This is a genomic window from Streptomyces sp. SID13031, assembly GCF_010548305.1.
In the GTDB taxonomy this organism is placed as follows: domain Bacteria; phylum Actinomycetota; class Actinomycetes; order Propionibacteriales; family Kribbellaceae; genus Kribbella.
Genome location: NZ_JAAGLV010000013.1, coordinates 196,562 through 220,382 on the forward strand (window position 1 = coordinate 196,562; position 23,821 = coordinate 220,382).

Below are 23,821 nucleotides of genomic sequence, written 5' to 3' on the forward strand. Positions count from 1 at the left end.
CCGCAGACCGCTACGCCTTTACAGACGCCGCTAACATGTCGGGAGTGGAGTTCCGGCTGCTCGGTCCGGTCGAAATCTTCTCGGCGTCCGGCGAGACAGTCCGGCTGCGGCGCCGCCAGGAACGTCTCGCCCTGGCCGTTCTACTGTTGGAGCCCGGGCGGGTGGTCACCAGTGAGCGCCTCGTCGACATGCTCTGGGAGCGCCCGCCCCCGTCGGCGACCCGGTCGGCGTTGCCGACCTTGATATCCCGCGTCCGGATGGCGCTGGCCTCGGCTGCGGATGCCTCCGAACCGGTACCGCTGCTGGCCCGCGGCGGCGGGTATCTGCTGCAGGTCCGACCGGAATCGGTCGACGTGCACCGCTTCCGGCTGCTGGTCGACGAGTCGCACGCGATCGAGGATCCGGACGGGCGATCAGCGCGCCTGGCCGCAGCGCTGGAACTGTGGCGGGGGCCGCCGCTGGCCGACGCGGCGACCGGCGCTGTACGGGACCGGCTGTGCGGCGGCTTGGAGGAGCTGCGGTTCGCGGCCGAGTCGGACCGGATCGATGCGGAGCTCGAGGCGGGCCGTCACGCGACCCTGGTCGCCGCGCTGTACCGCTTGGTCGACGAGCACCCCCTGCGGGAACGGCTCCGCGCCCAATTGATGATCGCGCAGTATCGGTGCGGTCGCCGGGCCGAGGCGCTTCAGACGTACCAGCGGGCCCGACAGGTGCTGGTCGCTGAGCTCGGGCTGGAACCCGGACCGCAACTGCGGGCGGTCCACGCTGACATCATCGCGGACACCGTCGAGTCGGGTGCGTATCGCGGTCCGGTAGCGCCGCGGACCACAAAGCCGGTCCAGCTCCCGCCCGATCTCGGCGGTTTTGTCGGCCGCGCCGCGCAGCTGCGAGAGCTCGACTCCCAACTGGCCGCGCGGTCCACCGCCACGGCCGCGCAAACCTGCGTCATCACCGGCACCGCCGGGGCGGGCAAGACAGCCCTCGCCGTGCACTGGGCGCACCGGGTGGCCGACCAGTTTCCGGACGGACAGCTGTACGTGAACCTGCGCGGCTTCGACCCGAAGCTCCCGCCTGTGGGCGCCGATACGGCGGTGCGGGGGCTCCTGGAGGCGTTGGACGTCCCGGCGGCCCGGATGCCTGCGACAACCGATGCGCAGATCGGCCTGTACCGCAGCCTGCTGGCCGGGCGGCGGGTGCTGGTCTTGCTGGACAACGCACGCGACGCGGAGCAGGTCCGGCCGCTGCTGCCCGGCGCGCCCGGCTGTCTGGTCCTCGTCACCAGCAGAAGCCAGTTGACCAGCATGATCGCCTTGGAGGGCGCACTCCCGCTCGACGTCGGCCTGCTTTCCCGGGATGAGGCGCTCGAACTGCTGGCCAACCGCATCGGCGCCGACCGGATCGCGGGCGAACCGGTCGCGGCCGACGAGATCATCGCGCTGAGTGCGCAATTACCTCTCGCGCTGGCCATCGTGGCCGCGCGGGCCGCGACCAACGGTGGGCAACCGCTCGCCGCCCTAGCGCGTGAGCTCCGCGCCGCCGGAAGCCTGGACCCGTTTGACGGTGGCGATACTGTCACCGACATACGAGCAGTGTTCTCGTGGTCCTACCACGCGCTCGGAGCCTCGGAGGCCCGGCTGTTCCGGCTCCTCGGTCTGCACCCCGGCCCCCACCTGGCGACGCCGGCTGCGGCGAGTCTGGCCGGCGCCCCGGCGCCCCAGGTGCAAGCGTGGCTGACCACCCTGGCACGGGCGCACCTGGTCGTCGAGCACACCAACGGCAGGTACACGCTGCATGACCTCCTGCGGACCTACGCCGCCGAACTGGCGCACATCCACGACTCGCCCGCTGTGCGGCGTGTCGCCACGCACAGGGCGCTCGACCATTACCTGCACACCTCGGTCGGCGCGCACCACCTGCTGAGCCCGCACCACGAGCCGATCCCGCTCGCGCCGGCGACCTCAGGGACGGCCCTCGAGCCGATCCCCGACGACCGGCAAGCCACTGCCTGGTTCACCGCCAACCATTCCGTCCTGCTCGCCGCGATCCGGCAGGCGGCCGGCGCGGGCCTCGACGCCTATGCCTGGCAGTTGGCCAGGGCGATGATGGAGTTCCTCGACCGGCAGGGGCAGTGGCACGATCAGGAGGACGTATTCCGGGTCGCCCTGGCCGCGGCGCGGCGGCTGGGCGACCCAGCGGGCCAGGCGCACGCGCACCGCGGGCTAGGCCGGGCGTACAGCTGCCTGGGAAGGCACGACGAGGCCTACGCTCAGCTCCAGTTGGCCCTGGTGCTGTACCGCGACATCGGCGACCGCGCGGGGCAGGCCCGCACGCACGTCAACCTGGCAGCTGTGCTCGAGAAGGATGGCCGAGGTGCCGATGCCAGTCGCCAGGATCACGAAGCGCTCGTCCTCTTCGGCGCGCTCGGCGACCTGGCCGGCCAGGCCCGCGCTCTCAACAACATCGGCTGGTACCACGCCCTGCAAGGCAACCACTTACAGGCGATCAGTTGCTGCCGGCAAGCACTTGACCTGCATGAGAAGACGAGGGATCGCCGCGGGCGGGCCAACGTCTGGCACAGCCTCGGCTACGCCCACCATCATCTGCGCCGCTACGGTGAAGCGATAACCTACTTCCAGGACGCGCTCGAGCTGTACCGGCAGGTGGCCGATCGCTACCATGAAGCGGACACGCTGGTCCATCTCGGCGACACCCAGCACGCCGCCGGCGACCCGGGCCTCGCCCGCCGCAGTTGGCAGCACGCTCGGGACATCCTTGCTGAGCTCCGCCATCCCACCGTGGCCGGTGTCGAGGCCAGGCTCACGCCCGCGACCACAACAGATGTCGCACCGAATCCAGCGAGTGTTTAAGCACGCACTAGTCCCAAACGCGGTTCAGCAGGTCGGTTAGACCGGGGTCGAAGACATCGCGCCAGGCAGTGAAGTTGTGCATGTCAGGGGTCTCGTCGAAGGCGATCCGGACGCCGAGTTTGGACAGGTGGGCGGCCATCACCCGGTTGTTGTGCACGTTCTCCTCCGGCGTCCCGGCGGTCATCGCGACGGCCGGGGTGCTCGGGGTGAAGGTAGCCTCGAGCACCGAGTTCACGAAACCGGTGACCTCGGCGTAGTACTGGAACTTGGACTCCTGGGGGTCCGTGTCGAGCGTGAAGAACGACCCCGACTGCAGGAACAGCCCGGCGAAGGTGCCCGGGTGGTTCCACTCGGCGTACAGGGCCGCTAGCGCACCGAGGCTCGCCCCCATCAACACCGGCTTCTTGCTCCGGTACGCCGAAGTGACCGCCGGCAGCACGTATTGCGTGAGGGCCTCCGCGTACTGCGGGTTGGCGGCGTACCAGAGGTTGCGTGAACCCGGCCGGATGAGCGCGAGACGCAACGGCGGCAGCGTGCCATCGGCCACCATCGCGCCGACGTAGTGCGTGAGGCCGGCGTACATCGCGAACTCCGGCCCGTCATGGGCCAGCAGCAACGGCAGCTCGAAACCGGGAGCGATCCCGTCCGGCGCCCACATCTGGACGTCGATCGGGCCGACCGGCGTCGGGTCGACGGGCAGCGGGGTCAGGCTCGACGCGATCGGCTCGATCGTGATCCAGTGGGGCTCGACGTACCCGGGCAGCGGCAGCCAGGAGTGCTCGCCGAACGCGCCGCCGACGACGCGCGGGTTCGTCGGGTCCGTGCGCATCCCGCTGCCGGCGACGTCGAACAGGTACTCCATCCGGTGCACCGAGGGGCGTGGCAGCCGCAGCTCCCAGCCGTATCCGACCGGCTTGAACTCCAGTTGCTCCGCCGCGAGCCCGAGCTCCTCCCACAGCCGGACGCCGGTCAACGCATGCTCGGGATCGCCGAGGCGGAACACCACCTCAGCGCCTTCAACCGCGCTAACCATTGCTTCGGGCATCCGACCACGGTACAGAAAGGTCTACGACGAAGTGTGCTGGTGGGGCCGTGCGAGTGCCGCCGGGGGCCTGCGTCCCGGCGGCACTCGCACAGTCGGTAGTACTAGTGGTCACCCGCAGTGCTGGGCCTTCTCGTCGGCGGTCATCGCCGCGGTCTTCTTGGTGATCAGGCCCTGCGCGTCCTTGACCGGGCCGACGGCCTCGAAGTCCTGGTACCAGATGTAGTGGTCGTAGTACCTGTCCGGGAAGTGCATCTCGTACTGGCCCTTCACCCGGCTCATCTCGGTGGCCCGCTCGATCCAGCCCTTCTCGCCGGGCTGGACGTCGACGCTGTCGTCCTGGCCGACCGTGCTGGAGGTCTCCCAGGTGTGCTGGTACGAAGTCTCGATCGACACCTTGAAGACCTCGCCGAAGCCGGCCTCCGTCGAGACCGAGACGCCGAAGCTGTTCGACTCACCGGTCGTCTCGGACCACTTCACGGTCGAGCGCTGCAGGTCGGCGGTGCAGTTGAATACAGTGTCGCCGACCTGGTGCACGTCGCCGCGGAACGTCTCCGGCGGTCCGTACGGATGGAAGGTGCAGGTGTCGGTGCCGTTGTCGCACTTCTCCAGCAGCTCGCGACCGGTCGGACCGTCCGCGGCGAAAGCGGGTACCGCGGTCAGCGTGGTCGCGGCGCAGAGCAGCGCGGCGGTGGCGATGGTGGCAAAGCGTTTCGGCATGGCTGTTTTCCTCACTGTCGAGTACGTCGAGATCAGCTGAAGCCGACCGAGGCGGTCCGGTCGTCGAGCATCGTGCCGATCCAGCCGGTGTTCGCCTTGAACGGCCCGTCCCGGTCACCGTTGAGATCGGCCTGCGGATAAAGCCAGATCTTGCAGTTCGCCCACGGCTGCACCGAGCTGATCTTGTTGACCCATTCCGGCGGGAAATTGAATTGGTAATTGATGACGCCGTCGGAGCCGTCGCACAACCCCGCGCCGACCACCGTGTACGACGCTCCGCCGTAGTCCCGGTTCTCGAAGAACGTGCCCTGGATGACCTCGCCCTGAGCCAGCTGCGCGCTCTTCGCCGCCGCCGGGCGGGCGTTCTTCGCGGCGACCTGGCTGCGGGCCGAGTCGAGCGCCTCGGCCAGCGTGCCGAAGCATTGGGTGAGTCCGCCGGAGTTGCCCACGCAATGCTGAGCGGGTGGCGGTGCGGCCTGCGCCGGCGAAATTACTGGAAATGCGGCGGATAATGCCAGAACGCCGATCCCGGCGATGGAAATTCTTTTCCTCGCTGTCATTTGCCTCATTTGCCGGACGTTAACTGGAGCGCTCTCACCGGGCAATGCCGAGAACGCTGACAGCCTTTGTCGACGTGCGGCTGTAAAGTCGTCGCGACACGGCTGTGACATCAGGCGGGGTTTGCGCAAACCGGAGGCGAAAAGGGCCATGGTCGACCTTGAGGACATCCGGGCGGCGACCGAGGGGTTGCCGCGAAGTTATGAGGTCATAGTGCGGGACCGGATCAAGTTCCGGGTCGGGCGGATCGTCTACATCGCCATGTCGCGGGACGAGAAGACGATGGGGATCGGGTTCCCGAAGGAGGAACGCGAGGCGGCGATCGCGGCGTACCCGGAGAAGTTCCTCCCGCCCAGCAAGGCCGACGAGCGGTACAAGTGGATCGAGGTCAACCTGGCGGTCCTCGACGAGACCGAGCTGCGCGAGCTCGTCCTGGAGGCCTGGCGGATGTGCGTGCCCAAGAAAGTGGCGGCCGAGTACTTCGGGGAGTGACGCGACAGGGGCCGAGGGCAATCAAGTGGGCTGGTTGTCATCCCTGGGGATGATCTTGGGCCTACCAGGGGGCGACTTGCGTCACGCCGGAACCGTTCCTGGGGAGGATGGGTGGCAGCGTTTCGCGAGGCAGGCTTGAGGGTATGACCGGGGACTTCTTGCCGCGCCGCCGCCAGGCGTCGCTTCGTACACAGTTATTGACCATCGTGCTGATCATCGCCGCCGTCGCGGGCTGCTGGTATGCGCTGACCTAACCGTCCCAGCGCACCTCTGCCTCGCCCGGGCGGACGACGCCTGCTTCGTAGGCGACGACGACCGCCTGGACGCGGCTGGACAGCCCGAGCTTGGACAGCACGCTGCTGACGTGGGTCTTCACCGTCGTCTCGCTGACGAAGAGCTTCGCGGCCAGGTCGCGGTTGGACAGGCCGCGCGCCATCCAGACCAGGATCTCGCGCTCGCGCTCGCTCAGCTGGGACAGGAGTCCGCTCCAGCGTCCCGCGGCCGCCGGCGCCGAGTCGGCCGGGTTGTTGCCGACCTGCCGCTCCAGCTCCACGCAACGCTCGAGCAGGACGCGCGTCGAGGCCGGGTCGACCAGCGAGTCGCCCCGGTGCACCGCCCGCACGGCCGACACGAGCAGATCCGGATCGGTGTCCTTGAGCAGGAAGCCCGAGGCGCCCGCCCGTACTGCGCTCAGGACGTAGGCCTCGTCGTCGAAGGTGGTCAGCACCAGGACGGCGGGCCGATCACGGCCGGACTCCTTGGCGGCCTTGGTGATCCGCTCGGTCGCCTCCAGGCCGTCCATCACCGGCATCCGGATGTCCATCAGCACGACGTCCGGGTCGTACTGCGCGATCATCCGCAGCGCCTCCTCGCCGTCGCCGGCCTGCGCCACCGTGGTCAGGTCGGGCTCGTGGTCGAGGATCATCGACAGCCCCATCCGGATCACGCCCTGGTCGTCGACCACCAGGATCTTGATCTTCTCCGTCACCTCTGCGGCGGCAACCATGCCTGCACTCTCCATCCACCCAGTGGTCCGGCGGCGACGGTCAGTGTGCCGCCGCTCGCGTGTGCGCGTTCGCGCATTCCGATCAGTCCGTTGCCCCGGCCGCTCTCCTGCCGCCGGGCGGTCTCCAGCGCGTTCACCGGCGGTGGCCCGCCGCTGCCGTTGTCGTCGATGGTGAGCAGCTCGCCCTGCGGTCCACTCTGCCAGCTCACATGCGCGGCAGTGGCCTTCGCGTGCACCATCACGTTCGTCAGTGCTTCTTGAATGATCCGTACCGCGGTCAGGTCCGTGGCCGACGTCATCTGCCGATTGCGGGTCGGGAGCTGCATGGTCACGTCGATCCCGACCGCCTTGAGCCGCTCGCCCATCCGCGCGACGTCGCTCAGACCTGGGACCGGAGCCATCTCGGCACCCGCACCCGGTGAGGCGTTGTTCAGTACTCGCACTGTCTCGCGCATCGCGGTGAGCGCCTCGCGGCCGCTCGCAGCGATCCAGCGCACCGCTTCGCGGAGTGCCTCGGGCTTCTGATCGGCGACCCGGTCGGCCGCCTGGGCCCGGATCACCACCGCGCTCATGTGGTGCGAGACGACGTCGTGGAGATCGCGGGCGATCCTGGTCCGCTCGGCCGCCGCCGCGCGCTCGGCCTCGATCGTCCGGAGCCGGACCAGGGCGTTGTTGCGTTGCTCCATGACGAGCAGGCTCTTCCGCCGGCGCAGCGCGTTGGCGCCGAGCAGAACCATGCCGCAGATCAGGGCTTCGGCGAAGACGAACAGGGAGACGTCGATATAGCTGTAGAGGCTGGAGATGCTGCGGGGCAGGTTCTGGTACCGATCGCCGTAGAAGACTTCGCGCGGGCTGTTGCTGAGCACGATCGCGACCACAGCCGGCAGGCCGATCATCAGCGCCGCCAGGCTGCCCATGGTGAAGAACAGAGTGGTGAGCCGGCGTACTCCGCTCGCTGCCGCGAGATAGCCGACCACCAGCAGAGGTACCAGATGCAGCTCGGACTGCAGGGCCGCGTCGCTGATCGCGGGGGCGCGCAGGATGTCGAGCCCCAGTTGCTCGGCCAGCCCAGTCTCGGCTGACGCGTAGACCAACGGATAGAAGACCCCGACGAAGACCAGCGTCACCCACGGGATCTGCCGGACCAGCGCGACGGTCAGCACCAGGAACACCCCGGTGACCACCGAGACGCTCGGATTCTTCGGCCGCAGCCAGCTGTCGTTGATGACCGCGAGCCCGCTGAACCAGACGACGCCGATGAGCGTGGCAAGCAGGACATCCTGCTGCCACGCCGACAGCCGACGCCAGTAACCCATCACCTTGCAGAGCGTAGTCGCGTATGACAATCTGCGGCTCCTGCGCCCGAAGGGGCGGTTTCTCCAACTTTTGGATGAGACCCGGCGTCGGACCCCATACCCAGGTCCGACTTCCGGCTGCCAGAGACGGTCCCTGGGACCGATGTGGCGAACCCCGCCGAACCGAGAGGCTGTACCCCATGACCAACGACCTGCCGCCGCGTCGCCCGTTCTCGGTGCGTGCCCGGTTGCTGTCCGTGACAGGCGTGGTCGTGGTCGCCTCACTGGTGATCTGGCATGCGCAGGTGATCGACCTGTTCTCGCCCGACTCGGCCGCCGACAAGCAGCCGGTGGTCGCGGGCGGCCCCAACGGGTCGCCGCCGCCGGTTCAGCAGAGGATCCCGGTCAAGAAGACCGCAGCACCGTCGAAGACGCCGACCACGCCTGCCAAGCCCAAGAAGACGCCGTCGCCCAAGGCCACCAAGTCCACTCGCGCAGACGAGAAGACGCAGTACTCGGAGGAGAGCATCGAGGCGCTGTCCCCGAAGCTGCGGAGCCGGCTGAAGAAGGCGATGGCCGCCGCGAAGGCGGCCGGCGTCCCGATCCGGATCAACTCCGGCCGCCGCAGCAAGGCCAAGCAGGCGCGGCTGCTGAAGGAAGCCATCCAGAAGTACGGCTCCTACGAGGAGGCGACGCGCTGGGTGCTGCCGCCGGAGAAGTCGATGCACGTACAGGGCAAGGCCGTCGACATCGCACCCCAGGCGGCGATGGCCTGGCTGGGCAAGAACGGCTGGAAGTACGGGATCTGCCGCCGCTACGACAACGAGCCCTGGCACTTCGAGGCGCTCACCGCACCGGGCACGAAGTGCCCCCCGATCGAAACCAACGCGGTCGCCGAGCGCGGCTGACCAACCACCGAATCAGGAGCGCAACTGATGACGATGACATATGCCCAGCCGATCACCCGTCGAGCCACCCGCGGCCGCCACACCGTACCGGCGCTGTGGCGCCAGGTGGTGCGGGGTGCCGCGCAGGTCGAGCAGGCCACGCAGGTCGAGCCGGACCGGTCGGCGCACACCCAGCTGGAGATCTACGAGGGTGTGCTGACCGCGTTCGAGCGGCGGACCGAGGTGGTGCGGACGATCGAGGGAGCCTCCGACCGGCTGACCGCCGTGTTCCGGATCCGCCAGTTGCTCGGCGTCAGCCAGCTGCAGGCGAGCGCGATCCTCGAGCTGCAGGCGCAGGGCTTCAGCATCGCGTCGCGTGACCGGGTCGCGCACCGCGCCACCGAGCTACGGGCGGCGTTGGCCCGCTAAGACTTTTCTCCCAGGTAATCCGCAACGAAATCACTGAAAGGAGGGGGTTGTGCCACCGGCCACGGCCGGCCAGGTACGGGCGCTGCTGAGGGGCCCCGCCCACACCTGGCCGGCCGCGAACCGTTACGGCACAACCCCTCGCCCTACTCCCCTCCACCCCGAGCGAACCGTCGTGGCGGCCCCGCTTTGCTCTCTCCACCCCCGAGCGAAGCGAGCGGGTGTTCCTGGGGTTCAGCCGTTGAGGAGGGCCAGGAGGGCTTCGGCGTAGGCCTGTTCGGCGTCGTCGGAGGGGTAGCGGCCGTCGGTGAGGACGACGGCGTAGCCGCCGGGGACCGCTTCGAGGCGCTGGAAGTGGGGGCCGAGCAGCTTGCGCAGCTGCTCCTCGCGCGGCAACCAGATCACTTCGCGCTGCTCGATGCTGTCGAGGGCCCACTCGGTCGTCCCGTTGAAGCCGATCACCTTGCCGCCGGGGTAGTCGTGCACCTCGACGGTCATGTCGCTGACGACGAACACGTCGTCGTCCATCTCCCGGTCCGGTACGAAGAACCGGTCACCGGCCGCGGGCACCCACATCGCCCCGGCCTTCCGCAACCGCCGCGCCTGCTCAACCGTGATCACCCTTCCATCGTCCCCCCGAACGACAAACGGTCAACCTAAGAGAGCGTCTGCTGACCCCTGTCTGCTGCGTGGCACTCGGCACCTCGCCGCACCGAGCACCCGCTCGCGACTGCCTAGGACCAACAGACGGCCGCACTGTTCAGCTGACCGACCGCCAGTACTGCTTCTTGTCCCGGTCGCGGACGACGTGGCCGAGTTTGCCGAGCTCCAGCCGGAGCTCGCGCAGATCGGCCTTGCCCTTGTCGCCCTGGTCGAACGCCTTCGAGCGGGCCTTCAGTACTGCGTTCGCAGCAGGGGACAGCTCCGGATCGTCCTCGACCCAGCGGCGGAACTCGTGCTCGTGCGGGTCGCCGGCATCCGACCACGGGTAGCCGTGGGTGCGGAAGGCGGCCGGGATCTTCTTGGCCGCGCTGCCGCCCAGTTCGTCGTGCTTCTCCCGGGCGAGCTCGGCCGACCGGTTGTCCTGCAGCACGATCTCCTTGCCGTCCAGGAAGGCGATCGCGACCTTGTTCCGCGCGACCCGGGTAGTCCGCTGGTTCTTCAGGAACTCGACCTCGGTGTTGCCGACCGTCGTCTTGAGCGTGTCTTCCAGCGCCATCGCCGCGAGCAGCACGCCACCGATGACGCCGAGCGCGATGCAGATCGCGGCCACCCACCAGCCATCCCACCCGGCGAGGATCTTGAGCGGCCCCTGCAGTGGCACCCACGGTTGCTCGACCGCCCAGTCGGCGATCCGGGGCAGGAAGAATCCGAGCACCAGCCCGAGCAGCGGCAGCCCGCCGTACAGGACCAGCTTGTCCACGGTCGAGTGGCCGATCACCGTCGTGGTGGAGGAACTGGTGCTCATCTCCTGCCTCCTCTGCTCTCGGTGGCCAGCCCGAACAGGGTGACCAGTTCTTCTCCGTACGCCGTCAGGTCGGCGCCCGGGTGCTCCGACCAATAGGTCAGGGCGCCGTCGATGCCCTGGGTGATCGTCATCGCGAGCACGACCGGGTCGAAATCGCGGAACTCGCCACCGGCCCGGCCGTCGCGCAGGATCGTGACCAGCTCGGCGACCGGGGCCGCGTCGCGCTCGGCGAAGACCGGCGTACCGTCGGGGCCGCGGTGGTTGACGATGATTTCGGCGACCGCGACCAGCCGGTCATGGTTGTCGCGCATATAGGCGAGCCGGGATCGGATGTACGCCGCGAGCCGGCCGGTGGCGGTCTGCTCGGCGTCCAGGAACGGGCGCATGAACGCCGCCCAGTCGTCGTTGACCTGGGCGACGACCTGTTCGAGCAGGTCGTCCTTGTTCGCGAAGTGGTACGAGATGACGCTCTTGCTGATCTCGGCGTGGTCCGCGATCCGGGCCAGCGAGGCCTGGCCGTAGCCGACCGTGGTGACGGTCGCGATCGCGGCCGCGATGATCTGCTGCCGTCGCGCCGCCTGGATGAACGACACTCGACCGCCCGCACCATTTTTAGACCGCACGGCCTGAATTTAGCACGGCTTTGGTCTGGCGGCCTGTTTTCGACGGGATTACGGCGCACACTGACCGTTCTTCGGTCGTTCCGGGGCCGGGTCAGGGGTGGCTGGCACGATGCTTGGCATGGCTGATGGCATCTGGCTCCGCTTCCTGTCCGGTCCCGAGATCGACTCGCTCGGGCTGACCCGGCTCGAGATCGTCGACGCCGTCGAGGCGGCCGTGCGGGATCACGGCGAGGGGGAGACGAGCTTCGAACCGCGAGTGCACCTGATCCCGGACAACGGCGGGGTCGGGCACTTCAACATCCTGCGCGGGCACCTCAACCGGCTCGGCGAGCACGGGATCAGCGGGGTGAAGGTGGTCGGCGACTTCGTCCCGAACTACCAGGTCGGGCTGCCGAGCGAGCTGGCGATGGCGACGCTGTTCGACCCGACGACCGGCGTACCGCTGGCGGTGCTCGACGCGACGATGATCACCGCGGCCCGGACCGGCGCGATGACGACGGTCGGCGCGCGGTACCTGGCCCGGCCGGACAGCAAGGTGCTCGCGCACGCCGGCGCCCGCGGTACGGCGTGGTGGAACATCACCATGCTCGACGACCTCTTCGACCTGGACGAGATCCGGGTGACGTCGAGGCGGCCGGAGTCGCGGGAGAAGTTCGCGGCGGAGTTGTCGGCCGAGCTGTCCACGCCGGTGCGGGTCTTCGCGACCGCGGAGGAGGCGTTCGACGGCGCCGACGTGATCGTCGAGGCGACGCGGTTGACGGAGCCGGAGCCGTTGTTGCGCACGGCCGCGGTACGACCCGGTGCCTTCGTCGTCCCGTACGGCACGGTCAGTGCGGTCGAGCTCGATCTGCTCGACGTGATGGACAAGGTCGTTGTGGACGACTGGCGTGAGGCCCAATCCGGCCGCTTCGGCTCGCTGCGCCGCCACGTCGATACCGGACGCCTCTCACCGGAAACCCTGTACGCCGAACTGGGCCAGATCGTCGCCGGCCAGAAACCCGGTCGCGAATCCGCCACCGAACGCAACCTCTTCTGGCACCGAGGCCTGTCCCTGCTGGACGTAGCCATCGCCCACCTGATCCTCCGCCGAGCCGAGACGGCCGACGTCGGCACGATGCTCAGGTTCCACTGACATGCTCATCAACGACGCCACCGACCTGGGCCCCAGGCAACTGACCGACCCCGAGCCGCTCGAACTCTCTCGCGAGCTACTGGACCGCCTAAACACCACCCGGCAAGCAGTCCTATCAGCCCTGACCACCGGCGATCCCGTCTACGGCGTGAACACCGGCATGGGCGCCATGAGCAATGTCCGCCTGACCGAGCCCGAACAACGCATCCACCAACACAACTTGTTGCTGGCCCGCGCAGCAGGCGGCGAACCGTGGCTACCAGCACTAGAAGCCCGAGCTGTACTAGTAGCCCGCCTGAAAACCTTCCTCTCCGGCGACGCAGCCGTCTCCCCCGAGCTGTGCCTGCAATTGGTCGCCCTACTCAACAGCGGCCTGACCCCCGCAATCCCCACACGCGGCGCCGGCTCAGCCGGCGAGATAATCCCCCTAGCCCACGCTTTCGGCCCACTCATAGGCATCGGCTCCTACCTGGTCCCACCCGCCTCCACCTCCGCGCCCGCGGTGTTCGCGGCTGATGGGGTGTTGCCTGCTTTTGAACTCGGACCTAAGGAAGGGATCTCGTTGTTGGCGGGGATCCCTGGGGCGGCAGGGCGTGCCTGGCTTCAGGTTGAGGTTGTGCGGCGGTTGGCTGACAACTTGGGTTTGATTGCGGCGGGGGCGATTGCGGTGGTGGGGGCTAGGCGGGATCCGTACAACCCCTTGTGTGGAAGGGGGGGATGAGTTGCTGACGGAGGAGTTGGAGAGGATTCTTCGGCTGGCTGGGCCGGAATCAGAGCCGCGCTCGTTGCAGGCGCCTGTTTCGTTTCGGGTGGTTGGGCAGGTGGTCTCGCATGTCCGGCGGTCGGTGGCTCGGTTGGATGAGGCTGTTCAGCGTGCGTTGAATGGAGTGATGGACTCTCCCGCCTTTCTTGAGGGTGAGTTCGCTGGTACCGCGGGTTTTCACGGCATCGATCTGGCTGCGCATTGCGATCAGCTTGTGGCCGCGTTGGCCCATGCGGCGGAGGTGTCGACCGCGCGGATCCATCGGTTGCTCGATCCCGCCGTCACCGGGTTGCCTGCGCAGTTGGCGGCTGAGCCGGGACCGCAAGCCGGGTTGGTGACCGTGCACAAGAGAGCCGTTGCCACTAGCCACTACCTCCGGCGATTGGCGTTGCCGTCGGCAATCGGTGCGATGGAGACTTCCAACGGGCAAGAAGATGTGCAGAGCTTCAGTTGGGAAGCGGTCGGCGTACTGGTCGAGGCGGTTCGGCTGACGCGTGAGGTGGCGGCGTGTGAGCTGCTCGTGGTCCACCAGGCGTTCGCGTTGTCGAAACGCCCTGTACCAGAAGGGCTTTCCGCCTTCTTCGGGTCGGTGGCGGACGTAGTACCGGCGATCGTCGCGGATCGTCCGTTCGGGGTGGACCTGGGCCACCTGCTCGAGCACATGGTCTGACTACCCGCCGGTCGGAGGCAAACCCTTACGTCCGAAGAACCGGAGGTACGTGTACTCCAGTTCTTCGGACGTAAGCGGCTGTCAGGAGTGGCTGACGGAGAGGCTGTAGATGGTGTTCTGGCCGTAGTTGGTGGTGTCGCAGGGGGAGGAGTTGTCGCAGTTGGCTTGGGTGTAGACGCCGGCCTTGAAGTAGCCGGTGGTGAAGCTGACCGGGATCGTCGTCTGCAGGGCGCCGTTGTAGTAGGCCTTGATCGAGCCGTTGCTGACCACGAACTTGGCCTGGAACCTGGTGCCGAGCACGTAGTTGCTGTTCACCAGCTTGAAGTGCGTGTCGTTGTCGCGGGTGATGTAGAGCGCCTTGCCGTCCAGCCGGAAGGTTGAGCGGTCGTTGCCGTCGTGGATCTGCCCGGCGATCACCTGCGGCTTGGTGTTCGGCAGGTGGTTGATCGCCTGCTCGATCACCATCGTGTGGGTGCCGGAGTTCGAGGACCACTTGGCCTCGGTGGTGCCGTTGGTCTGCATCTCGCGCAGCTCGGAGCGCGCGTAGGTGGTGTTCGGCGTCTTCACCCCGTTCACCGCGTTGCGGAACTGCACCCCGTCACACGACGAGGTCGGCTTGAACCACGGCGACAGTACGTAGGTGTTCAGTCGCGGCCGGAGGACCTGCAGAATCTGGGTGCCGGACTGGGCGGGGTCGTCGATCGGCATCTGAGCCTTCCACCGGGTCAGGTCCAGTACCTCGGCGGGATAAGTACAAGCAGCCGGTACTGCGGACGCGGCGCCGGCGGTGAGCACGGCCGCAGTCGCGACGACTGCGGACAACAGAGCAATGGGGCGGACAGCACGCATGGTCTAACTCCTTCGGGGGCGGGAAAAGAGCTATCTGGTGTTCCTCTCAGAACCACTGGGATTTGTCGACGACGTTGATCAAGGTGTCACCGGCAACAAAACGCCGGGCGTTCTCCAGCAGGACGGCGAATCGCCGCTCCGCTTCGTGTGGCCCGACTCCTGCGACGTGCGGAGTGATCAGTACTTCGGGACGCCGCCACAACGGGTGGTCGGCGGGCAACGGCTCGGTCTCGAACACATCGAGCGCCGCACCACGCAACTGCCCGGCCGCGAGCGCCGCGTCGAGCGCATCCAGCTGGACGGTCGGCCCACGCCCGACGTTGACGAAGAACGCCGACGCCTTGAGCAACTTGAGTCGCCGCGCGTCGATCATCCCCTCGGTGTCCGGCGTGTGCGGAACGGTCAGGATCACCAGGTCGGCGGCCGGCAGTTGCTCGTCCAACGCCTCGACCGGAAGTACCTCGGCAAACCCCGGCCGATCTCCAGGGCGGACATCGATGCCCGTGACAACAACTCCGAACGCGTGCAGCAACCGGCCGATCTCGGTGCCCAGAGCACCGACTCCCACGACCAGAGCTGTTGCCTCCGACAAGGAGACGATCGCCTCCGGATCCCAGTCCGGGTTCCAGGTCGCTGCCTGCTGGTCACGCACATACCGCGGCAACCCACGGCACAATGCCAACACCAGCGCCATCGTGTGCGTCGCCACGTGATCGGTATAGGTGTCACGCATATTGGTCACTATCACGGGATGCGCGACCAGCTCGGGATAGTAGAATCCGGGCGGCGGTCCAGCCTGCTGCGCCTGCAACCACCTCAACCGGGTAGTTGACGCCAGCAATTCACGAGGCAGTACGCCGTAGGCTGCATCGGCCGTCCGCAGCGCTTCGATCGCGTCTTCCGCAGCAGGTCGCAGTACCGTCAGCCCCGGGACCGAAGCCATCAACCGCTCCGCCCAGGCCGCGGTACTGTCGCGCTGCGGCGGGACCATGACCATGGTGAGGCTCATGCCGACTTCGCCTGCCCCGACTCGAAGACCTCGTGCTGCAGCGGCTCACCGGCGACATAGCGGGCCAACTCCGCAGCCATCGACTGCCCCTGACGACGCCGCTCGGTGTTGAGCGTGCCGGCCAGATGCGGCGTCACGACGATGTTCGCCGCCGAGAACAGCGGCGACCCAGGCAGCGGCGGCTCCGGATCGGTCACATCCAGTACTGCGAAGAGATCCGTACGCTCCTGCAGCACAGCGATCAAGGCAGCCTCATCGATCAGTGCTCCTCGTGCGGTGTTGATCAATGTGGCGTCGTACTTCATCGACGACAGCAACTTCGTGCTGACCACCTTGCGCGTCGCGTCCAGCACGGGAGCATGCAACGAGACGACGTCGGAGGTGGCGAACAACTCCTCCAGCGAAACCAGCCGCACCCCCAAGGCCGAGGCAACAGCGGGATCGACGTACGGGTCGTAGGCCTGGAGGACGAGCTCGTGTCGCGCGAGCAACCGCGCGGTCGCCTGCCCCGTGGCGCCGAGAGACATCAGGCCGACCACAGAACCGGCAGCGCCGGGCTCATCAGTTGCCCGGGGCAGCGATTCCCCGCGGCCTCGCGCGCCGAGTACGTAACGCCAGCCGTGCTTCAGCGCATACAGCACCTGGGCGAGGGTGAACTCGGCAACAGACCCGGCGATCACCGAGTTGGCCGTCGTCACCCGCACTCCGCGCGCCCACGACTCCGGTGTCACGATCGACCGTACGGAGCCGGCGCCGTACAAGACCAGGGCGAGCTGAGGAGCAGAGGCCAGCAGTGCGGAGGTGAGTTGTGGTCCACCCCAGGCGGTGACGAGTACGTCGACCTCGGCCAACAACTCCGGGGTGAGCTCAGCTGGAGTGAGGGGCGGTGCGGCGATCCGCAGATGCTTCTCGAGAGCTGCGCGCTCCTGCTCGCCGTACACGGTGGGGAAGCGCGCGAGGTCCATCACGTAGAGGCCGTTGAGCATCAGGTCACCTCCTGGACTGCGGCGCGGATGGCCGCCTGGCGTGCGGGCGACGCCAGTCCGGCATGGTAGTACCGGAGCTCCGACGCCCCCGCCGAAACGAGCCGCGCGGCCAGAGCGGGCAGCTCCGAAGGCCGCTCCCCGAGAGCGTTGACATTGGCAACCAGCGGTACGCCGGTACGCGCGGCTGCGGCCTTCATTCGGGCGATCGCCGCCTCCTCATCGTCCCAGCACTTCAGCACGAATGCGGCGGGCTCGGGGGTGAATCCACTGAGCCCGACACCCACGTCCGGCCCGGTCACCTGCGGATCATCGGTTGCCATCAGCAACAGCTCGCGATCGCCGGCCAGCGCCCCGGCCTCGCGGACGAGCCCGGTGATCACCTCGCGCCGATGCCGGTAGATCGCGCCGGCCCGCTCGGCGCCGAGTGCGTCGGCCAGGTTCGACCCCGCGCCGATCCCCTCCTGGAGTTCGCGATCGACGACCAGCTTGATGTCGGCGGCGAGCTGAGGGACGTCCAGCGAGAGCCGGGCAGCGCAGGCGGGACAGAGGCAGATGGAGAGGAGATCCCGGGCGCAGGCGGAGAGGTCCGCGCCCGAGGTCTTCTCGTGCTGACACGCATGCTCGAACCCGAGCCACCCACAAGCCTCCAGCATCAGCGCCGGTACGTCGTACTGCTCGCAGATCTCCTGCACGATCGTCAACGCGTAATCGTGGACCGCAGGCTGCGCCGGGCACAAGGCATAGTTCAAGGCTTCGCCATAAGCATTGATCACCGCGTACTCCGGTGCGGAGCGGCCGAGCACCGACGAGTGGGTGAGCACCACCCATGCCTCGGCCCGCAACCCGGCGGCGGAGAGAGCCGCGGTCGCAGTACCGAAGCGGTCTTCATCGTCGACTGCCCAGGTGGGGGCCAGCGGGCGCAGGCCACGCCAGCGCTCCGGCCTGATCCTGAAGTACGCGGCTGCATGGTCGGCGTGCACCACGCGATGCGCCGGATGCCAGGCCGTGGTCGCGCGCACGGAGTGGTAGGCCGCCTGCAGCGTCACGGTGTCGATGCCGAGGTCGGCGAAGCGCGCGGCCGCCGACGGGTCGCCGACCAGGTCCCAGGTGTAGGCGAAGGCGCCGTGTCTCACCATCGCGGGCCTCACCATCGCGGGATGGCCGGATCCCAGTCCGGCTGGACGGCCCGCATCGGCGTGATGTCGTCGCGAGTGTCGAAACCGCACTTCTCGTACTGCTCGGCGAGCCGGGCCAGCGAGTCCAGATCCAGCTCGACGCCCAGCCCCGGCCCGGTCGGCACCTTCACTGCGCCGTCGACGAAGCTCAGTACGCCTGGCTGAACGACGTCTTCGACCAGGTAGGGGTAATGCGTGTCGCAGTCGTAGGTCAGCTCCGGCGTCGCGCCGGCCAGGTGGGTCATCGCGGCCAGGCTGATACCGAGGTGTGAGTTCGAGTGCATCGACAGGCCGATCCCGAAGGTCCGGCAGATCGAGGCCAGCTCGCGCGACTTCCGCAGGCCACCCCAGAAGTGATGGTCGGACAGGATCACCTGGACGGCCTCAGCGCGGATCGCCGGCGGCAGATGGCTGAACGCTGTCACGCACATGTTGGTGGCCAACGGCATCGACACCGCACGCGCCACCGCGGCCATCCCGTCGATCGTCGCCGTCGGGTCCTCCAGATACTCCAGGACGCCGTCGAGCTTCTTGCCGACGGCGATACTGGTCTCGACAGTCCAGCCGGCGTTGGGATCGAGCCGCAGCGGATGGTCCGGGAACGCGTCGCGCAGCGCGAGGATCACGTCGGCTTCAGCGAGAGCAGGCAGCACACCGCCCTTGAGCTTCAGCGACTTGAAGCCGTTCTCGCCGACCATCCGTTGAGCCTGCGCAACGATGCCCTCGGCATCCATCGCTTCGCCCCAGCTGTCCTGCCCGTAGTCCGGCAGCGGTGTGTGGGCGGCGGGTTTGAAGAACAGATAGCCGCTGTACGGAACGGAGTCCCGGACCTTGCCGCCGAGCAGTTCGACGAGGGGCCGGCCGAGCGCCTTGCCCTGAAGATCCCAGCAAGCGATCTCGAAGGCCGACAACACCGTCGCGAGCGTCTTCTCGTCGCTCGCCTCGCCGACCAGCCCATGCGTGGCGAGACCGGCCGCGGACCCGAGCGTCTCGCCGATGATCCGCTCGAGCCCGTTGAGGTCCAGGGGGTCGAGCCCTACCAGCCGAGGCGCCACCTGACGCAGCGCGGTCAGCACCGCCAGGTCGCCGTACGTCTCGCCGAGTCCGGTCAGGCCCTCGTCGGTCTGGACCTGCAGGATCGAGCGCAGCGCGTATGGCTGATGGACGCCCTGGATGTTGCGCAGCGGCGGATCTTTCATCGCGATCGGGGTGATGACGACCTCGGTGATCTTCACGCGGCGGCCTTCTTCCGGACGAGGTTCAGGCCTTGTTCCAAGAGTTGATCCAACTCGTCAAGATGCTCCGGCAGCGGATCGGTGAGCGGCGAGCGGACGGAGCCGACGTCGGTCCAGTGCCTCCGGACGGCTGCCTTGACCAGCGACACGGCGTACCCGGCGCCTTTGTCCCGCAGTTTGACCAAGGGGAGATAAAAGGCGGGAAGCAACTCGTCGAGCCCGGCCTCGTACGCGTGCGCGATCTCGGGCGCGAAGCAGTGCACGGCCGACGAGTAGGCCCGTACTCCGATCGCCGCGTACGAGCGCGCGGTCACTTCGGCCGTCGGCAGCCCGTTGAAGTAGGTGAGGTTCGGCGCGACTGCCATGATCCGCTGCAGCAGATCGAGGTCACCGAGACCGTCCTTGAAGCCGATCACGCCGGGGATCCGGGCCAGTTCGGCGGCGCTGTCCGCGGTGAAGATCGCGTTGTCGCGCTGGTAGGCGATCAGCGGCAGCCCGGCCGTCGCCGCGAGGCCGCGGAAGTGGTCGAGCAATCCCTGCTGCGACGGCTTGACCAGGTACGGCGGCAACACGAGCAGGCCGTCGGCGCCCGCCTCGCGCGCGGCGGCGGCGTACTGCCTGGCGATCGCAGTGCCGTAGCCGGTGCCGGCGAAGACGGGCAGCGCGCCGGCCGCCTCCTGCACTGCGGCGCGGATCGCGGCGGCGTACTCGTCGAGGGTGAGGGAGAAGAACTCACCGGTGCCACAGGCCGCGAAGATCGCCGCCGGACGCGCGTCGATCTGGTGCCGCAGGTGTTCGCGGTAGGCGCCGAGCGCGAGCGCTCCGTCGGCGTCGAAGGCGGTGACGGGGAACGACGAGAGTCGGTCGAGCTGCATGGGAAAGCCTCTCGGTAAGCGTTTGCCAACGGACGTTAGTCCGGCTTCGGCCGGGGTGCAAGAGCTCGCTTGAAAGCGGTTTCAGAAGATCTTCTTGCAGAAGGCTGCGTACTACGCGACGCTGTGCAAGCGCTTCCTTGAAGATGAGGGAGGCTTCAAAGTTGCGGAGGAGTGCGTGCAGAACCGCCCGGGCCGGTCCCCGCGGATCACGATCAGTGACGTCAGTACGGCGGCCAAGGTGTCGGCCGCGACCGTCTCGAGGGTCCTGAACGGCACCGCCAAGGTCGATCCGCAGCTCGTCGAGCGGGTGCACGACGCCGTCCGGGAGCTCGGCTACCGCCCGAACGCCGCCGCCCAGGGACTCGCGCGCGGCGAGTGGGGCACCATCGGCGTCCTCGTGCCGGACCTCGCGAACCCGTACTTCCCCGAGGTGCTCAAGGCGGTCTCGGCCGTCGCGCGCGCCCACGGCCGCCGGATGATGGTGATGGAGTCCGACGAGGATCCCGCGCTCGAGTACGAGCTGGTCGAGGATCTGATGCGCTGCTGCGACGGCGTCCTGCTCTGCTCGCCCCGGATGCCGCGCGCGGAGCTGGTCGAGTTGGTCGAGCGCAAGCATCCGATGGTGCTGTTCAACCGGGTCGTGCCAGGCCTGACGGCGCCGTCGATCTCGGTCGACTTCGTGGGCGGGATGACCCAGGTCTGCGGGCATCTCGCGCAGCTTGGGCACCGGCGCGCGGCGTACCTGAGCGGCCCGTCGGCCTCCTGGGCGAACGGTGAACGCATCCGCGCCTTCGAGGCCGCACGCGCGTTCGGGCTCGAGGTGACGGTGATCGAGTGCGGAGCGACCAGCCAGGCTGGGTACGACGCGGTTGCGGCGGCGCTGGAGTCGTCGGTGACGGCCGTGCTGACCTACAACGACCTCGTCGCGCTCGGGGCGTTGTCGCGGCTGCGCGAGCTGGGCGTCGGCGTACCGGAGCAGTTGTCGGTGATCGGGTTCGACGACATCTCGCTCGATCGGGTCGCGCACTCGAATCTGACCACAGTGTCGGTACCACGTGACGAGCTCGGCCGGCGGGCAGGGGAGATCCTCGAGCGGTTGCTGGTCAATGAATACGATGCTGAGCCGCTCTACCTGGCGATGACTTTGCAGGTCCGCGACACGAGCGGGCCACCCGCCGTACGGTAGGCGCATGAACTCGCTGCCGGACCTGCCCACCGAGCCGCTGCCGGACCCCGTACCGCCGCCGATGGCCGAGGCTGCGCCCGAGGTCGTACCGCCGCTGGAGGCTGTGCCCTGGCGTGAGGCGGGCGAGGACTCGGCCGCGCGCTACCCCGACCTCTATCAGGCGGCCACCAACGGGCCGGCCACGTTCCGGCATCTCGTCCAGGCGCATCAGCTCGCGGCGTCGACCGACCAGCTTGCCTGTGACGCGGGGAACTGGTTGATCCCTGCGCTGTCGCAGAAGTTCAGCGAGGCGCACGGCGGGATCGAGAAGGAGTACTACTGCAGCGAGGTGGTCGGCGGTTGCCTGCTGGCCAAGGATCGCGCGGTCTACTCGATCCTCAACTCGCCGCCGCCGGAGCTCGTCGACGCCGAGATCTCCTGCAAGGTGGTCGCGAAGGAAGCGCTCTACGGCCTGCAGGGCAAGGGGGTTGTGCAGCAGCTCGAAGAGGCGACCGATCACGCGTACTCCGGGCTGACCCGGGTGATGGTCGCGGCCGACCTGGTCGCCGGTGGTGGTACTCCCGAGCAGATCGAGGCGGCGATCGAGGCGGCGAAGAACGAGGTCGCCGTGGTGAAGGCGCGGGTCGAGGTGCTGCTGCAACGGCAGGCACGACTCGAGTACTTCCAGGGCGTACTCGGTGGGATCGTGCCGACGTTCGTGCTGGTGATCCTGTTCGGCGTGGCGGCGGAAGCCTGGTGGCGCAGTTCGCTGGTGCCGGGCGCGCTGGTCGCGGCGATCGCGATGTCGGCGCTCGGGGCGACGATCAGCGTGATCCAGCGGATGTCCAAGGGATCGCTCGTGATCGACCACAGCGCGTCGCGCTGGCAGCGCACGATGCTCGGCGCCTTCCGGCCGGGGGTCGGCGCGATCTTCGGCTGTCTGGCCTACTTCACCTTGCTGACGGGGATTCTGGCGGGCGGGTCCACGGTCGGTTCGCCGGCTTCGGTGGCTGTCTTCGGGTTGACCGGGTTCGCGGCGGGGTTCAGCGAGCGGTTCGCGACGGACATGCTCGACCAGGCCAGCAAGCTGATTGCCAAGTAGATGTACGTTCCCAAACACTTTGCGGCGGATGAGTCCGTAGTACGGGACCTGCTGGCCGGGCATGGCGCCGGTGACCTGATCACCAGTACTGCGGCTGGGCTGCTGGCGACGTTGCTGCCGTTCATCTATGACCCTTCGGTCGGTGAGAACGGCGTTCTGCTCGGGCATCTCGCGCGGAACAATCCGCAGTGGAAGACGCCGGTCCTTGGCGAGGCGCTGGCGATCATCACCGGGCCGGACGCCTACATCTCGCCGTCGGCGTATGCGACGAAGCGGGAGCACGGGCGGGTCGTACCGACCTGGAACTACGTGATAGCCCACGTCTATGGCGAGCTGGTGATTCATGACGATCCGGCCTGGCTGGACGGGCTCGTACGGCAGTTGACCGTCAAACATGAGGCTGGGTTCGCCGAGCAGTGGTCGGTGGATGATGCGCCTGAGGCGTTTGTCAGCGGGCAGTTGCGGGCGATCGTCGGCGTCGAGCTGGTGATCAGCCGGATCGAGGCGAAGGCGAAGCTCAGCCAGAACCGTTCCGGCGCCGACATCGACGGCGTGGCCGAGTCGCTCGAGGCGCGGGGCGAGCTCGCCTCGGCAGAGGCGGTCAGGGCGGCCAAACCCAATAAGTGAAGGCGACACGCCGAGTCGTTAGTAGCTTTTCAACGGTTTGTGTCGTTGGGGAAACGTACGGGTCGGCCCGGATCGCGCACCGGGCTGTCGGGAGTAGATAGCGATCCATTAGCCTGGGTCGGGTTTTCGTCGGCGACGTGGAGGATTCGTGAAGCGGTTCGTAGTACCGCCGAGCTGGCCTACGCCGCCCCGCCGCAGCTGGACGCCGCCGAAGACGTGGCGCCCCGACCCTGCGTGGCCGGCCGCGCCCGACGACTGGAAGTTCTGGATCGACGGCAAGGGCAACGCCGTGCGCGGTCCTGTCGGGCTGTACGGCGGTCCCTCGCGGCGGGTGGTGGCTCTGGGGGCCGGCGGTTTGATGCTCTTCCTGGCGGTGAACTTCTGGGCCTTGTCCGCGATCGGCCTGTTCGACGGCGGCCCGGCGGACTCGCAGGCGGTGCCGGTCGTCGATGACAGCACTCCGTCGCCGTCGGCGCCGGTGAAGCCGACGACCCCGCCGAAGACGACCACCACGGCCGAAGGGTCCGCGCCGCCGCCGGTCGTGAAGACGACCCGGCCGCCGTCGACCCCGACGCCGACCAAGACGAAGACGACGAAGAAGCGCGAAGATCGCGATCCGACGCCGACCAAGCCGACGACCACCAAACCGACGGCGAAGCCGACCCCTCGCCCGACCCCGAGCCGGCCGCCGACGCGCGAAGAGATGATCGAGCAGTACTGCGCCGCCCAGGGCTACGATCCGGCCTGGTGCGACCCGGAGAACTGGCCCGACTCCGACGGCCCCTGACCCCGTCTGGACCTCGTCGACACCACCGTGGTCGACGACTGGCTCGTCCTCCTCGGCTATCG

The 23,821-nt window shown here is 68.1% G+C and carries 25 protein-coding genes; 11 read left to right on the forward strand and 14 right to left on the reverse strand.

Annotated features, from left to right (window positions below; all coding sequences use genetic code 11):
* Positions 1-44: 44 nt before the first annotated feature.
* Complete coding sequence (locus G3I17_RS25740; protein WP_164600161.1) at positions 45-2,867, forward strand: BTAD domain-containing putative transcriptional regulator; 2,823 nt, start codon at positions 45-47, stop codon at positions 2,865-2,867.
* Positions 2,868-2,874: 7 nt separating this feature from the next.
* Here G3I17_RS25740 and G3I17_RS25745 read toward each other — a convergent pair whose 3' ends face one another.
* From G3I17_RS25745 to G3I17_RS25755, 3 genes are all read right to left on the reverse strand, one after another.
* Positions 2,875-3,912, reverse strand: a complete 1,038-nt coding sequence (locus tag G3I17_RS25745; RefSeq protein ID WP_164600162.1) for an alpha/beta hydrolase-fold protein — start codon at positions 3,910-3,912, stop codon at positions 2,875-2,877.
* Between the two features lie 108 nt (positions 3,913-4,020).
* Positions 4,021-4,629 (reverse strand): hypothetical protein, encoded by a 609-nt coding sequence (locus G3I17_RS25750; protein ID WP_164600163.1) that lies wholly within the window; start codon positions 4,627-4,629, stop codon positions 4,021-4,023.
* Between the two features lie 32 nt (positions 4,630-4,661).
* Positions 4,662-5,189: a hypothetical protein gene (locus tag G3I17_RS25755; protein WP_164600164.1), complete on the reverse strand. Its 528-nt coding sequence runs from the start codon at positions 5,187-5,189 to the stop codon at positions 4,662-4,664.
* 148 nt (positions 5,190-5,337) lie between these two features.
* Here G3I17_RS25755 and G3I17_RS25760 point away from each other — a divergent pair, with 148 nt between their 5' ends.
* Positions 5,338-5,679, forward strand: a complete 342-nt coding sequence (locus G3I17_RS25760) for an MmcQ/YjbR family DNA-binding protein (RefSeq protein WP_164600165.1) — start codon at positions 5,338-5,340, stop codon at positions 5,677-5,679.
* Between the two features lie 250 nt (positions 5,680-5,929).
* On the opposite strand, the gene G3I17_RS25765 is transcribed toward G3I17_RS25760, so the two are convergent.
* A complete protein-coding gene (locus tag G3I17_RS25765; RefSeq protein WP_164600166.1) occupies positions 5,930-6,685 on the reverse strand; it encodes a response regulator transcription factor in 756 nt (251 codons plus the stop codon).
* Positions 6,664-8,001: a histidine kinase gene (locus G3I17_RS25770; protein WP_164600167.1), complete on the reverse strand. Its 1,338-nt coding sequence runs from the start codon at positions 7,999-8,001 to the stop codon at positions 6,664-6,666. The genes G3I17_RS25765 and G3I17_RS25770 overlap by 22 nt, the downstream gene beginning before the upstream one ends.
* A gap of 179 nt (positions 8,002-8,180) precedes the next feature.
* Here G3I17_RS25770 and G3I17_RS25775 point away from each other — a divergent pair, with 179 nt between their 5' ends.
* Both G3I17_RS25775 and G3I17_RS25780 read left to right on the forward strand, forming a co-directional pair.
* Positions 8,181-8,888, forward strand: coding sequence for a M15 family metallopeptidase (locus tag G3I17_RS25775; protein ID WP_164600168.1), 708 nt, complete (start codon positions 8,181-8,183; stop codon positions 8,886-8,888).
* 27 nt (positions 8,889-8,915) lie between these two features.
* Entirely contained in the window at positions 8,916-9,296 is a 381-nt protein-coding gene (locus tag G3I17_RS25780) for a hypothetical protein (RefSeq protein WP_164600169.1), read from the forward strand.
* 231 nt (positions 9,297-9,527) lie between these two features.
* Here G3I17_RS25780 and G3I17_RS25785 read toward each other — a convergent pair whose 3' ends face one another.
* The 3 genes from G3I17_RS25785 to G3I17_RS25795 all read right to left on the reverse strand — a co-directional run bounded on the left by G3I17_RS25785 (position 9,528) and on the right by G3I17_RS25795 (position 11,384).
* Positions 9,528-9,914: a pilus assembly protein CpaE gene (locus G3I17_RS25785; protein ID WP_164600170.1), complete on the reverse strand. Its 387-nt coding sequence runs from the start codon at positions 9,912-9,914 to the stop codon at positions 9,528-9,530.
* Between the two features lie 139 nt (positions 9,915-10,053).
* Positions 10,054-10,761 carry a hypothetical protein gene (locus G3I17_RS25790; RefSeq protein WP_164600171.1) on the reverse strand — a complete coding sequence of 236 codons (708 nt, stop codon included), beginning with the start codon at positions 10,759-10,761 and terminating at the stop codon, positions 10,054-10,056.
* Positions 10,758-11,384, reverse strand: coding sequence for a TetR/AcrR family transcriptional regulator (locus G3I17_RS25795; protein ID WP_164600172.1), 627 nt, complete (start codon positions 11,382-11,384; stop codon positions 10,758-10,760). The genes G3I17_RS25790 and G3I17_RS25795 overlap by 4 nt, the downstream gene beginning before the upstream one ends.
* Before the next feature lie 118 nt (positions 11,385-11,502).
* Between G3I17_RS25795 and G3I17_RS25800 the strand changes: the two genes are divergently transcribed.
* Genes G3I17_RS25800 through G3I17_RS41735 form a run of 3 tightly spaced genes read left to right on the forward strand, consistent with a single transcriptional unit; the run spans position 11,503 to position 13,949 of the window.
* Positions 11,503-12,516, forward strand: a complete 1,014-nt coding sequence (locus tag G3I17_RS25800; protein ID WP_164600173.1) for an ornithine cyclodeaminase family protein — start codon at positions 11,503-11,505, stop codon at positions 12,514-12,516.
* Position 12,517: 1 nt separating this feature from the next.
* The gene (locus G3I17_RS41730) at positions 12,518-13,237 is read left to right on the forward strand and encodes an aromatic amino acid lyase (RefSeq protein ID WP_203590731.1); all 720 of its coding nucleotides are present in this window, start codon (positions 12,518-12,520) and stop codon (positions 13,235-13,237) included.
* Positions 13,221-13,949 (forward strand): aromatic amino acid lyase, encoded by a 729-nt coding sequence (locus G3I17_RS41735; RefSeq protein WP_343238413.1) that lies wholly within the window; start codon positions 13,221-13,223, stop codon positions 13,947-13,949. Before G3I17_RS41730 ends, G3I17_RS41735 begins: the two co-directional genes overlap by 17 nt.
* A gap of 81 nt (positions 13,950-14,030) precedes the next feature.
* On the opposite strand, the gene G3I17_RS25810 is transcribed toward G3I17_RS41735, so the two are convergent.
* Genes G3I17_RS25810 through G3I17_RS25835 form a run of 6 tightly spaced genes read right to left on the reverse strand, consistent with a single transcriptional unit; the run spans position 14,031 to position 20,078 of the window.
* Complete coding sequence (locus G3I17_RS25810; protein WP_164600174.1) at positions 14,031-14,798, reverse strand: polysaccharide lyase family 7 protein; 768 nt, start codon at positions 14,796-14,798, stop codon at positions 14,031-14,033.
* Between the two features lie 46 nt (positions 14,799-14,844).
* On the reverse strand, positions 14,845-15,807 hold the full coding sequence (locus G3I17_RS25815; RefSeq protein WP_164600175.1) for a D-2-hydroxyacid dehydrogenase: 963 nt from the start codon (positions 15,805-15,807) through the stop codon (positions 14,845-14,847).
* Entirely contained in the window at positions 15,804-16,793 is a 990-nt protein-coding gene (locus G3I17_RS25820) for a hydroxyacid dehydrogenase (RefSeq protein ID WP_164600176.1), read from the reverse strand. Before G3I17_RS25820 ends, G3I17_RS25815 begins: the two co-directional genes overlap by 4 nt.
* Positions 16,793-17,929, reverse strand: coding sequence for a hypothetical protein (locus G3I17_RS25825; RefSeq protein WP_203590733.1), 1,137 nt, complete (start codon positions 17,927-17,929; stop codon positions 16,793-16,795). The genes G3I17_RS25820 and G3I17_RS25825 overlap by 1 nt, the downstream gene beginning before the upstream one ends.
* 8 nt (positions 17,930-17,937) lie before the next feature.
* On the reverse strand, positions 17,938-19,203 hold the full coding sequence (locus G3I17_RS25830; RefSeq protein WP_164600177.1) for a glucarate dehydratase family protein: 1,266 nt from the start codon (positions 19,201-19,203) through the stop codon (positions 17,938-17,940).
* On the reverse strand, positions 19,200-20,078 hold the full coding sequence (locus G3I17_RS25835; RefSeq protein ID WP_164600178.1) for a 5-dehydro-4-deoxyglucarate dehydratase: 879 nt from the start codon (positions 20,076-20,078) through the stop codon (positions 19,200-19,202). Before G3I17_RS25835 ends, G3I17_RS25830 begins: the two co-directional genes overlap by 4 nt.
* Positions 20,079-20,253: 175 nt before the next feature.
* Between G3I17_RS25835 and G3I17_RS25840 the strand changes: the two genes are divergently transcribed.
* The 4 genes from G3I17_RS25840 to G3I17_RS25855 all read left to right on the forward strand — a co-directional run bounded on the left by G3I17_RS25840 (position 20,254) and on the right by G3I17_RS25855 (position 23,759).
* Positions 20,254-21,264 (forward strand): LacI family DNA-binding transcriptional regulator, encoded by a 1,011-nt coding sequence (locus tag G3I17_RS25840; RefSeq protein WP_164600179.1) that lies wholly within the window; start codon positions 20,254-20,256, stop codon positions 21,262-21,264.
* Between the two features lie 4 nt (positions 21,265-21,268).
* A complete protein-coding gene (locus G3I17_RS25845; RefSeq protein ID WP_164600180.1) occupies positions 21,269-22,345 on the forward strand; it encodes a hypothetical protein in 1,077 nt (358 codons plus the stop codon).
* Entirely contained in the window at positions 22,346-22,972 is a 627-nt protein-coding gene (locus G3I17_RS25850; RefSeq protein ID WP_164600181.1) for an FMN-binding negative transcriptional regulator, read from the forward strand.
* Positions 22,973-23,120: 148 nt separating this feature from the next.
* Positions 23,121-23,759, forward strand: a complete 639-nt coding sequence (locus G3I17_RS25855) for a hypothetical protein (protein ID WP_164600182.1) — start codon at positions 23,121-23,123, stop codon at positions 23,757-23,759.
* Positions 23,760-23,821 lie beyond the last annotated feature (62 nt).